The organism is Maricaulis sp. ABE4_448 (genome assembly GCF_056160825.1).
In genome coordinates this window covers 476,480-490,440 of record NZ_JBSWXX010000001.1, presented here as the reverse complement: position 1 = coordinate 490,440, position 13,961 = coordinate 476,480, and the positions used below count along the sequence as shown (strand labels likewise).

Annotated in this window: 11 protein-coding genes and 1 tRNA gene; 6 read left to right on the top strand and 6 right to left on the bottom strand. The window is 65.9% G+C overall.

Annotated elements, in window-relative coordinates; all coding sequences use genetic code 11:
* Positions 1 to 5 precede the first annotated feature (5 nt).
* The 4 genes from ACXAJV_RS02445 to modC all read left to right on the top strand — a co-directional run bounded on the left by ACXAJV_RS02445 (position 6) and on the right by modC (position 4,751).
* Positions 6 to 2,144 carry a putative bifunctional diguanylate cyclase/phosphodiesterase gene (locus ACXAJV_RS02445; protein ID WP_475081513.1) on the top strand — a complete coding sequence of 713 codons (2,139 nt, stop codon included), beginning with the start codon at positions 6 to 8 and terminating at the stop codon, positions 2,142 to 2,144.
* 75 nt (positions 2,145 to 2,219) lie between these two features.
* Positions 2,220 to 2,999, top strand: coding sequence for a molybdate ABC transporter substrate-binding protein (gene modA, locus ACXAJV_RS02440; RefSeq protein ID WP_475081511.1), 780 nt, complete (start codon positions 2,220 to 2,222; stop codon positions 2,997 to 2,999).
* Positions 2,996 to 3,670, top strand: coding sequence for a molybdate ABC transporter permease subunit (modB, locus tag ACXAJV_RS02435; protein WP_475081509.1), 675 nt, complete (start codon positions 2,996 to 2,998; stop codon positions 3,668 to 3,670). Before modA ends, modB begins: the two co-directional genes overlap by 4 nt.
* The gene (gene modC, locus ACXAJV_RS02430; RefSeq protein ID WP_475081507.1) at positions 3,660 to 4,751 is read left to right on the top strand and encodes a molybdenum ABC transporter ATP-binding protein; all 1,092 of its coding nucleotides are present in this window, start codon (positions 3,660 to 3,662) and stop codon (positions 4,749 to 4,751) included. Before modB ends, modC begins: the two co-directional genes overlap by 11 nt.
* On the opposite strand, the gene ACXAJV_RS02425 is transcribed toward modC, so the two are convergent.
* The 4 genes from ACXAJV_RS02425 to ACXAJV_RS02410 all read right to left on the bottom strand — a co-directional run bounded on the left by ACXAJV_RS02425 (position 4,748) and on the right by ACXAJV_RS02410 (position 11,148).
* Positions 4,748 to 6,139 (bottom strand): efflux transporter outer membrane subunit, encoded by a 1,392-nt coding sequence (locus tag ACXAJV_RS02425; protein ID WP_475081506.1) that lies wholly within the window; start codon positions 6,137 to 6,139, stop codon positions 4,748 to 4,750. The genes modC and ACXAJV_RS02425 overlap by 4 nt on opposite strands.
* Before the next feature lie 2 nt (positions 6,140 to 6,141).
* Entirely contained in the window at positions 6,142 to 9,252 is a 3,111-nt protein-coding gene (locus ACXAJV_RS02420) for an efflux RND transporter permease subunit (protein WP_475081504.1), read from the bottom strand.
* On the bottom strand, positions 9,249 to 10,361 hold the full coding sequence (locus tag ACXAJV_RS02415) for an efflux RND transporter periplasmic adaptor subunit (RefSeq protein WP_475081502.1): 1,113 nt from the start codon (positions 10,359 to 10,361) through the stop codon (positions 9,249 to 9,251). Before ACXAJV_RS02415 ends, ACXAJV_RS02420 begins: the two co-directional genes overlap by 4 nt.
* Before the next feature lie 157 nt (positions 10,362 to 10,518).
* The gene (locus ACXAJV_RS02410) at positions 10,519 to 11,148 is read right to left on the bottom strand and encodes a bifunctional 4-hydroxy-2-oxoglutarate aldolase/2-dehydro-3-deoxy-phosphogluconate aldolase (RefSeq protein ID WP_475081499.1); all 630 of its coding nucleotides are present in this window, start codon (positions 11,146 to 11,148) and stop codon (positions 10,519 to 10,521) included.
* 367 nt (positions 11,149 to 11,515) lie between these two features.
* Between ACXAJV_RS02410 and ACXAJV_RS02405 the strand changes: the two genes are divergently transcribed.
* A tRNA-Arg gene (locus tag ACXAJV_RS02405) sits at positions 11,516 to 11,592 on the top strand.
* 245 nt (positions 11,593 to 11,837) lie between these two features.
* Here the strand turns inward: ACXAJV_RS02405 and ACXAJV_RS02400 are convergent.
* The gene (locus ACXAJV_RS02400) at positions 11,838 to 12,644 is read right to left on the bottom strand and encodes a LytR/AlgR family response regulator transcription factor (RefSeq protein WP_475081497.1); all 807 of its coding nucleotides are present in this window, start codon (positions 12,642 to 12,644) and stop codon (positions 11,838 to 11,840) included.
* Positions 12,645 to 13,029: 385 nt separating this feature from the next.
* Between ACXAJV_RS02400 and ACXAJV_RS02395 the strand changes: the two genes are divergently transcribed.
* Positions 13,030 to 13,833 carry a LytR/AlgR family response regulator transcription factor gene (locus tag ACXAJV_RS02395; RefSeq protein ID WP_475081495.1) on the top strand — a complete coding sequence of 268 codons (804 nt, stop codon included), beginning with the start codon at positions 13,030 to 13,032 and terminating at the stop codon, positions 13,831 to 13,833.
* Between the two features lie 15 nt (positions 13,834 to 13,848).
* Here the strand turns inward: ACXAJV_RS02395 and cydX are convergent, their stop codons facing one another.
* The gene (gene cydX / locus ACXAJV_RS02390) at positions 13,849 to 13,959 is read right to left on the bottom strand and encodes a cytochrome bd-I oxidase subunit CydX (RefSeq protein ID WP_475081493.1); all 111 of its coding nucleotides are present in this window, start codon (positions 13,957 to 13,959) and stop codon (positions 13,849 to 13,851) included.
* Positions 13,960 to 13,961: the final 2 nt, after the last annotated feature.

The following is a 13,961-nucleotide window of genomic DNA, read 5'->3' as shown; positions in this document are numbered from 1 at the left end:
CAGGGATGGATCGGTCACTCGACAGTCAATTGGGGCGCTATATCAACGTCGCGGCGTTGGTCAGCCTGATTGCGTCTGTGCTGGTGATCTACTTCTTTGTCGGCGCGCTCAATCGAGGCGCCGCAGAGACCGACCGGCAATTGCTGACGGCGGGCATACAGACCACCATCCACCACAACGAAACCTGGGTCGCCGACTATGGCTGGTGGTCGGTCGCGCTCGAGCGTCTGGAAGCCGGCGATGTCGATGTGCTCAGCGACAGCATGGCGTCGTCCTTCTCCGACCATCTCGGTTTCGACTTTGTGGTGATGTCGCGCGCACGCGACACAGACACCTATTCCTGGCACCGCGACAGCGGCCAGACGCCTCTGGACCACCTGCTCACCCCGGACGATCTCGACAATCTGCGCAGCGATCTTGCGCGTGCCTACACCGAGGGAAGCTTCATCGGCTCGCACATGCTCACCGTTCGCGGCCAGCCCTATCTCGCCTCGGTCACCCTGGTCGGCGAGTATGAGGACCGCGCCGCCACCGACCCGCTGACCGGGCCGGTTCTGGTGATCGGCACCGCGCTCGACGAGAGCTTTGTCAACGAGATGCAGACCCGTTTCCTCGTCGAGGATGTCTCGCTAATCCCGATGGACACAACGCCGCCGCAGGGCAGCCGCCTGCCGGTCGCGGACGAGTCCGGGCATGCTGTGGCGCAATTGTCCTGGACACCCTCGCGTCCGGGCAATGAGACACTGCGCTACAGCTTCCTGCCCCTTCTGGCCTATATCATCGTCTTTCTCGCCGGGGCGCAGATACTCGTTCACCGTGCCCGCAAGCTGGGCCGCAGGGCGGAACGCAATGAACGCCGTGCCCTGCGCGCCGCTACGACGGACACGCTGAGCGGGCTGCCCAACCGTCTGGGCTTCAACCGCTTCATCGAAGGCGAGACCGCAATGCGGGCCGCGGGCTGCGGCGAGGCGGCCGTCATCTATATCGACCTCAACGGCTTCAAGGCCGTCAATGACAAGGCGGGACACCAGGCCGGTGACGAGGTCATCCGGATCGTGTCGGACAAGTTCCGCGAGACCCTGCCGGACGGCGTACACATCGCCCGCGTCGGCGGCGACGAATTCGCCTGCGCCCTCACAGGCGAAGCCAGTGCCAGCCAGGCGCTGCCGATTGCCCGCGCCCTGTCCGCCAGCCTGCGCGACCCGTTGGGGATAGGCGGCCGCCATTTCGATATCGGTGCGGCCATCGGTGTCGCCTGGTCACGGCCGGATGCTCCCAAGACGTTCGCCCAGCTGGTAAATGATGCCGACCTGGCGATGTATCGCGCCAAGGCCGACCAGCTGGAACAGCCCCTGTGTTTCGATGCCAGTCTCGGTCTCGAGAAAGAAGCGCGCAGCTCGCTGGAGACAGATATAGCGGCGGGCCTGGAGCGCAATGAGTTCCGCGTCGTCTATCAGCCGATCGCGCATGCCGGCGACGGCAAGATTGTGTCGGTGGAAGCTCTCCTGCGCTGGGATCATCCGACCCGCGGTGCAGTGCCACCTGACGTCTTCATCGGTGTGGCGGAGCGCTCGCGCCTGATCCGCCGGCTGGGCGACTTTGTTGTCGACTGCGTCTGCCGCGAAATCCCGAAGCAGGCCGGCTTCACCGTGTCGATCAACCTGTCCCCGACCCAGCTCAAGGACCCGGATCTGTGCGCGCGCTATCTGGAGAAGTTCGGCGCAGCCGGACTGACTTCAAGCCAGATCGAACTGGAACTGACCGAGACCGTGCTGGTCGACGATTTCGAACAGGCCAGACAGCGTCTGCACGAGTTCAATGCCGCCGGTTTCCGCGTCAATCTCGACGATTTCGGTACGGGCTTTGCCTCGATGGGCTATCTGCACATGCTGCCATTCTCGAAGATCAAGGTGGACAAGAGTTTCATCGACGCCATCGGCAAGGGCGACGGACCGAACAAGATGCTGCAGGCGCTGGCGCTGCTGGGCGATGCGCTCCATCTGGACATGGTCGCGGAAGGCGTGGAGACCGAAAGCCAGGCCGCCATGCTGCGCCTGCTGGGCTTCAATTACCTGCAGGGCTGGCATTTCGGCGCCCCGATGACAGCCCAGGCCCTTGCAGAGCGGATGGACAGCGCCGCCTGACACGCGCTGACGAGCGCGTGAACAGCCACACTTTGCGCTTGAACCGGACCGGCCATAGCGAGCAATCTGCCGCACATGCCCCGGTCTCTCCTCCTTCGACTTGCAGTCGCGTTGCTGGCTGCCACGACCGCCGCCCTGGGCGGTCAGGCCCGCGCCGACATCGTGTGGCTGGCCGTTGCTTCGAATTTTGACGAACCGATGCTGGCCCTTGCCGGAGCGTTTTCCGCCAGCACAGGACACACGCTTCTGGTCGCGAACGCCTCGACGGGCCGCCTCTATGCCCAGATCGTCAATGGCGCGGCAGTCGACATATTCCTAGCCGCCGACACGACCCGCCCGGCGCGCCTGGTCGAAAACGGCCTGGCGGTCGCCGACAGCGTACAAACCTATGCGATCGGCCGGCTGGCCCTCACGGAACCGGGGGGCGCCACGGCCGGCACCCCGTCACCGCTGCAGCGCCTGCAGTCCGGCGACTACCGGCGCCTCGCCCTCGCCAATCCCGACCTCGCGCCCTATGGCGCCGCGGCGCACCAGGTTCTGGCCCATCTGGATCTTCAGACCGCCTCGGCTCCTCGCCAGGTCTTCGGCGAGAATATCGGGCAGACCTACGCCTTCGTCGCCACAGGAAATGCCGATCTGGGCTTCGTCGCGCTGTCGCAGATCCGGCACCCCGGCAGCGCGCCGGCCGGCCGTCATGATCTCGTCCCGGCCGACTGGCACGATCCGATCCGCCAGGACGCGGTTCTTCTTGAGCGGAGCCGTGACAATGAGGCCGCCCGCGCGTTCATGGATTTTCTCGCCTCGCCGGAAGCTCGCGCCATTATCGCCGCCCATGGCTATGAGGCACCAGAGTGAGCGAGAGCCTGCCGGCAATCCTCCTGACGGTACAGCTGGCGCTGGTCACCACGCTGATCCTGTTCGTGATCGGTACGCCGCTGGCCTGGTGGCTGGCGACCACACGGACACGGGTCAAACCCATAATCGAAGCCGTCACAGCACTTCCCCTCGTCCTGCCGCCGACGGTCATCGGCTTCTACCTGCTGATCCTGTTCAATCCCGGCTCGGCAATCGGCGGTCTGTGGGTGCGTCTGACCGGCGACACACTCGCCTTTTCTTTCTCCGGACTGGTGATCGCGTCGGTGATCTACTCCCTGCCCTTCATGGTCCAGCCGCTGCAGACCGCCTTTGAACGGGTTGGCCGCGGGCCGCTGGACGCCGCCGCCAACCTGGGGGCGTCACCCCTGGACGCTTTTATCTCGGTCGTCGTGCCGCTCAGCCTGCGCGGCTTCATCACGGCGGGGGTGCTCAGCTTCATCCACACCGTGGGCGAATTCGGTGTGGTGCTGATGGTGGGCGGGAATATCCCCGGACGCACCCGCGTCGTCTCCATCGCGCTTTATGACCATGTCGAAACGCTGGACTATGCCGCCGCCCACACGCTGGCGCTGGGCCTTGTCGCCGCCTCGCTGAGCGTGCTGGTCGCCGTCTTCCTGATCAATCGCCGGTATCCCGTCCATGCCGGATAGAAGGCTCGACCTCGACCTCGACCACCGCCGCGGCGGGTTCAGCCTGACAGGCACAGCGGCTCTGCCCCTGACCGGCGTGACGGGCATTGCCGGCCCCAACGGCGCCGGCAAGACCAGCCTGCTGCGCGCGGTCGCAGGACTGGACCGGGCGCGCGGCAGTACGATCCGTTTCGACAACGAAACATGGCAGGCCGGCCGTTCATTCCTCCCGGCGTACCGGCGCCGGGCCGTGCTGGTCTTCCAGGATTCCCGGCTCTTCCCCCACCTCTGCGTGACGGGCAATCTGGACTATGCCAGCCGGCGTGCGCCCCCGGGCGGTCACGGCCCTGATCGGTCAGAGCTGGTCGACCTGCTGCAGCTGGCGCCCCTGATGACGCGCCGCACCGCGGACCTGTCTGGCGGAGAACGCCAGCGCGTCGCGCTGGCCCGGGCGCTTTCGGCCCGGCCGCGGTTGCTCCTGCTCGACGAAGCCTTTTCGGCCCTCGATGCCAGCTTCCGCCAGACCCTTCTGCCAGCGCTGCGCGATAGGCTGGCGCACTGGCAATTGCCGGCGCTGATGGTCAGCCACTCCGCCCGGGAGATGGCCGTCATGGCCGACCATGTCCTGCCTGTCGAAAACGGACAGATCGGCGCGCTCTGCGAACGGGACGCATGGCTTGCCGGTTCCGAAGGCGGCAGCGAGGCGGCAGACGCGCCCGGCGCCGTTCTGACCGGCCGGATCACCGGCCATGATGCGCGTCTTCACCTGACAGACCTGCATATCGGCGCGCACCGGATCGCCCTGCCGGGGCTGACGGGGCTCGCCATCGGCCGCGAGGCGCGCCTCTACGTGCCCGCCCGTGATGTCACCCTGGCCGTTGATGCCGTCGACGGGCTCTCGGTACAGAACAGACTGCCCGGGACAGTAACGACGATCACCGACCGGCCAGACACGGCCTGGTGCGATGTCGAGCTGGAGGTTGCGACGCAGCGCCTGTGCGCCCGGATCACCCGTGCCGCCGCCGAGGCGCTCGCGCTGAAACCGGGCAATACGGTTGTCGCATTGATCAAGAGCGCGAGTCTGGCGCCCCGCCCGGATTAAGCGCCGGAAGCCAGAGCGGGATCGACCGGCGCGCCCAGCGCCCGGTGCAGCGCGATCACGGCAAGCGCATGATCGGCCTGACTGTCCAGCAGCGACTCGCGGCTGTCGATCAGGGTGCGCTGGGCATCGAGAATGTCGATAAAGCTGGCCAGCCCTTCCCGGTAGAGCGCGTCGAGCTGGTCGAAGGCTTGCTCCGACGCGGTGACAGCGCGCTCGAGCTCTGCCGTTCGCGCTTCGACGGCGCGGATCGAAACAAGGGCGTCCTCAACTTCGCCGACGGCTTCCAGCAGCGTCTGCCGGTAGGCCAGCAATGCCTGTTCGGCCCGGGCCTCGGCGATGTCCACGCCTGCACGGCGGCGGCCCGCATCGAAGACCGGAACGTCAACCGCAGCACCGATCCGCGCGACCGTGTCTCCGACCAGCCGGTCGGCCGATCCCAGATCGGTAGTGATGCTGCCGGGAATGGAGAAGGCCGGGTAAAGCTCGGCCGTGGCGACGCCGATGGCGGCGCTGGCCGCGGCCAGATCACGCTCGGCCGCCTGCAGATCGGCCCGGCGGCGCAGGAGATCGGCTGGTACACCCGGGGCAAGCGGATCGGAATAGTCCGGGATGGTGGTTTCCGCGGCCGGCTCCAGGCCGAGCGTGCCGGGGACAGCCCCCGTCAGGATCGCGAGATCGTGCAGCGCCCGCGCCTCGGCAATGTCGAGGCTGCCGCGCTGGGCGCGTGTGCGGGCAAGATCGGAGGCGGCCCGCTGCACATCGAGATCGGCCGACAGGCCCGCCTCGGCGCGCTGGCGCACGATGTCCAGCGTCTGCTGTTGCAGCTCCAGCGAAGTCGTCAGCAGGTCGAGCCGGGCCCGGCTGCGGCGCAGCTCGATATAGCGTTCGCCAATCGAGGCGGCTGTGACGCGTTTGACGTCCTCGATGTCGAAACGCCGGGCGGCGGCTGTGGCCTCAACCTGTTCGATCTGTCGGCGGCGCCCGCCGAACACGTCCGGCACGAAAGCCAGCGCCGCGCCGAGACCGGCACCTGTCGAAGACGAGGCATCGCCGGAGATGTCGCCCGTGGCCGATGCATCGGCGCTCGCATCGACAGACGGCCAGTTCGCGGCGCGCTCGACATTGGTCCGGGCTTCAGCCTCGGCCAGTCGTGCGACCGCAATCTGCACGTCGATATTCTGATCGAGCGCCGTGGTGATCAGCGTTTCCAGCTGGGCATCGTTGAAGCCCCGCCACCAGGCGTTTTCCGGAGCCGTTTCACCGCCCGGCACCGTTTCCGACCAGGTGTCCGGCACGCCCGGCGCCGGCGCGTTATAGTCGGGCCCGACCGTGCAACCGGCCAGGCAGGCCGCGAGCGCGGCAAGGGCAATACTCGGGACGTAACGCATGATCATTCTGCCGGTTGGGTGTCGGGGTCGTTCTCGACGCGGGCCAGTTCTTCTTCCAGTTCGACAAGATTGACCGAGCGCGGTTTGCCGAACCGGGCGACGCCCAGATAGATCACCGGGGTCAGGAAGAGGGTGAACAGGCCCGACAGGCCCAGCCCGCCGAACACGGTCCAGCCGATAGAGGTGCGGGCCTCGGCACCGGCCCCCGTCGACAGGATCAGCGGCAGGGCACCCAGCACCGTCGAGATCAGCGTCATGGCGATCGGGCGAAGACGGATCGTCGCCGCCTCCTCGATCGCCTCGCGGACACTCTTGCCCTCCGCACGCAGCTGGTCGGCGAATTCGACCACGAGAATCCCGTTCTTCGCCATCAGGCCGATCAGCATGACCAGGCCGATCTGCGAGAAGATGTTGAGGGATGTGCCCGTCAGCACCAGCGCATAGACTGCAGCGGCCAGGCCGAAGGGCACTGTCAGAATGACGACGATGGGGCTCGTCAGGCTCTCGAACTGTGCCGCCAGGACCAGGAAGACGATGATGAAGGCGAACAGATAGGTTATCGCCATGTCGCGCGAGGTCTCGTTCAGCGTTCGCGCATCGCCCATCATGATCATCTCGATGCCCGGCGGCAGGGCCGTTTCGGCCAGACGCTCGATCTCGGCGACAGCGTCGGACAGGGCGACATCCGCCGCGACATCGGCCTCGACATCGATCGAGCGGCGCTGCTCGGTCCGGTTCAGCTCGGCGGCCACACCTTCCTCGACCAGCGTGGTCAGGGCCGAGAGCGGGATAAGTTCGCCGGCATTGGAGCGCACATAGAGGTTCTGCAGATCGGTCGGGTCGTCGATGGTGCCATTGGCGGACTCAAGGAAGATCGGGATCGCCTGGTCGCCGACATTCAGGTCGACCAGCTCGTCACCGCCGACCATGGCGCGCAGGGTCACGGACAGCTCGTTGAGCGGCACGCCGAGATCGGCCGCGCGGCGCCGGTCGATGCGGATCGACAATTGCGGCTGGGTCGGCTGGTAGGAGATTTCCGGATTGGACAGGATCCGGCTTTCCGTATCGATGGCCCGTTCAAGCGCGAGGGCACCCTCATAGATCTCGGCATACTCCCGGCCGGTCAGGGCGACCTGGATACCGCCGCGGCTGGAACCGCGCATGTCGAGGCTGCCGCGTCCGAAGACAGAGGCGCGCAGGCCCGGGATCTGCGACAGCGGACGGCGCATCTCGGCCATGATCTCCTGCTGGCTGCGATCGCGGTCTTCCCAGTCCGCCAGGGTTGCGGTCATGAAGATACGGTTGGGATCCCAGCGGCCGACGATGGAGAAGACCGACGTCACCTCACCGCTCTCCAGATAGGGCTGGACGATCGCGTCGACCTGGTCGGCCTGGCGCTCCATGAAATCGAGCCCGACCCCGTCCGGTCCGGTCGCGAAGATATAAATGCGCCCGCGATCCTCCTGCGGCACCAGCTCCTGTTCGAGCGAGGTGAAGGCGATAACGGCCCCCAGCGCCGTCACCATCATGATGCCGGCGGTGATCCAGGGACGGTTCAGGGCGAGCCGCAAAAGTTTGGCATAACCATCCGAGACGCGACCGCCGATCCGCTCGAGCGGTCCCTGCTGGCGGTTTTCCGAACGCAGCCAGAGACGCGCGGCCAGTGCCGGCACGATGGACAGCGCCACAAAGGACGAGATCACCACCGCCAACGCCAGCACAAAGCCGAATTCGCGGAACAGACGTCCTGCCGTCGAAGGCAGGAAGGAGATCGGGATGAAGACGGAGACCAGGACAGCCGTGGTCGCGACGACGGCAAAGAAGACCTGGCGCGTGCCCAGCACGGCCGCGGCCCGCCGGCCCAGCCCTTTTTTCTGCAGGCGCTGGATATTCTCGACCACGACGATGGCGTCGTCGACGATGAGCCCGGTCGCCAGAACCAGGGCCAGGAGGGTCAGGAGATTGACCGAGAAGCCCAAGAGCCAGATGCCGGCCAGAGCCCCGACCAGGGCCGCGGGAATGGCGGTGGACGGGATCAGCGAGGCGCGGAACCGGGCGAAGAACAGCCAGATGGTCGCAATGACGATCACCACCGTGATCGCCAGGCTGGTGAGGACCTCGCGCACGGAACCGCGGATGAAGACGGCGTCGTCGGAGGTGATGCGCACTTCCAGATCGTCGAAACGGCCATTCAGACGCTCGACCGTCTCGCGCACCCCGTCGGAAATCGAGATCGTGTTGGACTGGGCCTGACGCACCACGCCGAGCCCGATGATCGGCCGGCCGTCGAGACGCACGAAATTGGTCGCATCGGCCGGCGCAAAGAAGGCTTCGGCCACATCGCCGACACGCGTATTGCCGTCGATGATGACATCCTTGACCCGTTCCGGCGTTGCCGCCGTCGCCTCGGCCCGCACCAGCAATTGCTGGTCTTCGGAGCGGAAGCTGCCGACCGGCACATCGAAGGGTGCCTGGCTGAGCGCATCGGCAACATCGCCGACTGTGAGACCGAAACGGCTGAGGCGCAGCGGATCGATCACCACGCGCAGAAGGCGCTGGCGATCACCGAACATGTTCACGCTGGCCACGCCTTCGATGGAGAGAAATTCCGGCACGATGTCGTTTTCGACGATGGCCGTCAGCGTCTCTTCGTCATGGGCATCGGAGAGCACCGCCATCTGGACAATGGGATCGGCATTGTCGTCGGCCTTCACCACGCGGATCTGCTCGACCCGGTCGGGCAGCTGACGCGCCACGCGCGACGTCGCCTCGCGGATGTCCGCTGCAGCAGAGTCCAGATCGACACCGGGGTTGAACTCGACCCGGATGCGCGAGCCGTTTTCCTCGCTCTGGGCATCGATTTCCCGCACGCCGGAGACGCGCGCCACGGCACCCTCGAGAATGCTGGTGACCTCGGCATCGACGGTTTCCGGCGCCGCGCCGGGGAAATTTGCCGTGACCGAGACGACCGGCCGGTCGACATCGGGCAGTTCGCGAACCTCAACGCCGAACAGGGCCGCCAGCCCGCCAATAATGATCAGCAGGTTGAGCACCGCGACGAGGACCGGACGTTTGACGGCCAGTGCGGGGAGATCGTTGCGCTGCAGGCTCATCGGGTTTCATCCGAGACAATGGGCGAACCGCCGACCGCGAGCCCGGTCTCCCGCTCGCCGACATCGACAATGCGGCTGCCTTCACGGACTTTCTGGACGCCTTCGGTGATAATGCGGGCGCCGGCCTGCAGATCGCCGCGCACCAGGACATGGCCTTCATTGCGCGCCACGATATCGACCGGCACGCGGAATGCCGTATCGCCATCGACACCCCAGACATAGGAACCGCTGCCACCCCAGATGATCGCCGCTTCGGGCAGGCGCGGATAGGACTGGCCTTCAATGGTGAAGGCGACGCGGAAGCTCATACCCGGCCGCAGCACATCGGCCTCATTGTCGATACTGGCCCGCACGGTGAAGGTGCGGCGCGTCGGATCGATCCGGCTGTCGACGGCGATAATGTCGGCCTCGACGGCAAGATCGGGATCGGCGAATGGCGTGGCCGTGACCGTGTCACCCTCGCGCAGCCGGCCGAACACCTGCTCGGCCGGCGAGAAGTCGACAAAGAGCACGCTGCGATCGTCCAGCTGGGCGATGACCGTCGTCGGCGTGATGCGTGAACCCGGATCGATGTTCGTCAGGCCAACATGTCCGGCAAACGGCGCCCGCACGGTGCGCTCGCCCAGCGCAATCTCCGCCTGCTGCAGTTCGATACGCGCCGCGTCCAGCGTGGTGCGGGCTTCGTCGATCTGGCTGGCGGAAATGGCGCCGGTGTCTTCGATCCGGCGATAACGGGCCAGCAATTGCTCGGCCTCCTGCACGGATACCCGGGCGAGGTTGACGGCGAGCTGTTCCTCACGATCGTCCAGCCGCAGCAGGACGGCACCCGCTTCGACATGACTGTCGGTGACAAAGGGAACATCGGTCACGATGCCGCCGGCCTCGGGATAGATTGTCGCCGTGGAACGCGCCCGGGCCGTGCCGACCGCTTCGATGTCCGTACGCTCGCGCGCGAACCGGACGGGCTGGGTGACAACACGGATCGCCTCGTCCGCACGGCCACCGCCTGCAGGCGGCCCGCCAGCCGTAGGCTGGCCGCCACATGCCGCCATCAAAAAGGCGAGCGCCGTGCAAAGCACGGCCCCGCGAACCGTAAATCCAGCCGTCAATCGGGCCTCCCAGCAGATTGCAAGCGCTAGCGCTCTGCTAACCCATAATGGTGTTGAACGAAGTAGGACAGGAATTCCGTCGGTCCAGTCCGGGGTTCATTATCAGGAAAGGCATCGAAATACTTCACTCGCATACGGAGTGAAGCGGGGTTGCCGGTCAGGTGCGCATTGCCGCCGCTGCGCGCGCATTCGCTTCGATCCCCGCCCAGTCGCGAGCCTTGACCTGGCTTGCGGCGGCAACCCATGAACCGCCGACACAGGCGACATTCCCGAGCGCGAGATATTCGGGCGCCTGCTCCCGGGTGATCGAGCCCGTCGGACAGAAGCGGATGTCCGGAAGCGGCCCCTGCAAGGATCGCAGATAGTCGATCCCGCCAGCCTGTTCTGCCGGGAAAAACTTGAGCAGCTCGAACCCGGCCTCCGCCGCCGTCATTGCCTCGCTTGCGGTCGCCACACCGGGCAAGACCGGCACGCCCGCATCGTGCAAGACCGGCGCAAGCCGGGGCGTCAGCCCGGGCGAGACAAGAAAGTCGGCGCCGGCCGACACGCTCCGGGCGACCTGCTCGGGACTTCGGATGGTGCCCATGCCCACGATGAGGCCCGGCGTTGCAATCTTCATGGCTTGCAATGCATCCAGAGCCACAGTGGTGCGCCAGGTGATCTCGATTACTTTGAGCCCTCCGGCCTCCAGGGCACGGGCCAGCGGTGCAGCATCGGCCACGTCGCTGACGGTGAGAACCGGAATGACAGAGGCAAGATCGGCAAGGGCGTTCGGCGTAAGAGACATGACGTGTTCCGCTGTGCGGCGATGGCCCGCAATCCTGCCCCCAACATCACGCCGAGGCCAGACAGAGAATCGGGGCTCAACAGCGTCCTTCACGACACGACCGGACCGCGCAAAAATGCAGACGGCCCGACCCTCGCGCGCTGCCACCTCGTGACGGCGCCGTCCTGGCGTTCCGGCGGGAGAAAGCGTGAAACCTCGCCGGCGGCATTATCGGCTGCGCGGAACGCGTGATCTCGTCACGCCTGTTCATGAAAGCCCCCGCTGTTCGGGTCTTGTCCTGACCGGGGCCGCGCTGAAATCGGCGCGCAATATGGGGAGCAAGCCAATTGCACTTGCCCCGCGTATCGGCTAAGCCTCGCCGTCTCGCGCACCCATAGCTCAGCTGGATAGAGCGCTGCCCTCCGAAGGCAGAGGTCAGAGGTTCGAATCCTCTTGGGTGCGCCATTTTTCCTCTTGTTCCCGCTCCGCTCGACCCGAGCCTGTCACTGCATTCGGTGACGGGGTCGGTGCTCACATGGAACGCGCTCAGGGCTGCAGGGTTTGAACCTGGTCTCGCAAGGCGCGGCATTCCCACACCGGTCGAACGCTGCACCCCATTCTTGGGGCTGCCGGACATCTTCCAATGTGGCGCACCACTTTTTCGAGCCCAGGGTGCTTGGTTGCGTCCTGACAAGCGCAGGGACATCGGGTCAGGCCGTTGATGCGGCCGCCGTGCTCTTCAGAGCCGCCATCAGCGCCGCGCTTCCGGTCGCGCTGACGGGAAGAACCTGGCCGCTGCGAAGCCGGACCGATGCGATCCGTTCACGGCGCTGTTCGGTGGAAACGACGTCCGAGGGACGTACGAAATGCGACCGGTGCACCTGGACGAAACCCTGTCCGTCGAGCATCTGCGCCATCTCGATCATGGTCGCACGGTGCAGCACTTCGCGTCCCGACCGGTCCACAAGTGCAACATAATTGCCCTGTGCTGACACTATAACGATGTCATCCAGCGCCACATAATCAGTGCGTCCGGCCGACCGTACCGCCAGACGCGCCGTTCGCCCGCCCCACGCCGCGTCGCCGCTGCGCAGAACAAGGCCCTTCAGTTGGGCCCCGGAAAGATAGGCCATGCCCGTAAAGGTCGGCAGCATCAGCCAGAACAGGGAGGGTGTGGATGCCACCAGCGTCTGGGCCGGTACGCCGGTATAGGCAGACAGAACCAGCACCGTCCAGAAATAGTCGGCCATCGCGAATACGACGATAACGCCGGACGCCTCCACACAGCGGCGCCAGGCCGGGCTTCCGGTGAGCGCGTGGCGCAGTCCGACCAGGGCGCCTGCGATGATCGCAGGCAGGGCAGTCGCGGAAAACACGGATTGATGCCGGACGCCGAGTGCGAAGCTGGGCGGCGCCCCGTCGGACACGGCTTCCCGGTACTGCACGGCGACGAAGACGAGAACGAGAAGCGCCCAGACGATGCAGCCGCCACCGACGACCCGGAGCGCCCAGCGCATCGGGACTCCCCTGCCATGTAAATCTGGAAACTGCGTCGTCACGCCGAGCCTCCCCACGCCCCGAACCGCTTGAACACCCCGTCCAACCTGTCATCCGGAGCATGACGGCGATCACGCGAAGGGCTTACATTTCTGTCACCTCACACGCCCCGCACGTCGCACGAGAGGCGCCGGACCGCCCGGAATTGCGACGAAACGGGGCCGCCTGTTGCGAACGGCGCAGGAAAACGACGAACGACGGCATCCGGGTTTAACCCGCCAGCGCCTGTGACGAACCCGGGCACCCCGAAACCCGTCACTCGCCCGGGCCCGGCATATAGGCATGCCCGAAGCGCCGAGGTAGCCAATCCATCACGTTATTCAGTGCGTTATGTGGAGGAATGCCATGCGCTGCCTCATTCTTGAAAGCCGTGAACTGGCCCGGACCCAATTGCAGCGGCAACTCGACCGGTTCGCAGACACGATATGCGCCGGCGCCCGTCCGTCGGCCGGTCAGGATGATCCCTGGCATGGCACGGCGCCGGATGTGGTGTTTCTCGGCAGTGACCAGCCGCGGCTCGAACGCCTTCTCTCGCGCCCGGCAGGCACCGGAGACGATGGCCCGGTCATTGTGATGATGGGCGACTTGCCGATCCACGCCCTTACTGCATTCGAGCTGCAGGTGACCGACTTCCTGCTGCGGCCGGTGGAAGCGGCACGACTGGAGGAATGCCTGCGACGTGTGCGCATCGAGTTGCAGCACCGGCGGGACCTCGCACGCGTTGCCGTGCTCAGCGAGACATTGGCCGGCATTCGCCAGGGCCACGCCTCCGAAGCGGGTGCACCGGTTTACCGGGATTTCTGGATCCGCTGCCGCCATGAAACCGTGCGGGTGCCCCAGTCACAGATCGTGTGGATCGAGGCGGCGCGCAGCTATGTCCATTTCAACCTGCGCAACCGGCAGCTTCTGCACCGGATCTCGCTGCGTGAACTGGAGGAACGGCTTGATCCGGCGGACTTCCTGCGCATTCACCGCTCGGCGATCGTCAATGTGCATCAGATCGAGCGCACCCATGCCGACCGCCATGGCACGCATTCGGTCGAGCTGGCCAATGGGGAGATGGTGCGTGTGGGGCGCAAATACCGCCTGCAACTGGCCGAGTTCATGGCGAGCGGACGGGTACCGCCGCGTCAGGACGTGGCCGCCTGACGCGACAGCACAACATCAATCCAGCCCGCCATCCTCCGCATCCGAGGTGAACTCCAGCCAGAGCGCGTTGAGAATTCCAAAGCCGAGGGCGGCGGCAAGACCAAGTACCCAGGTAAAATACCACATGG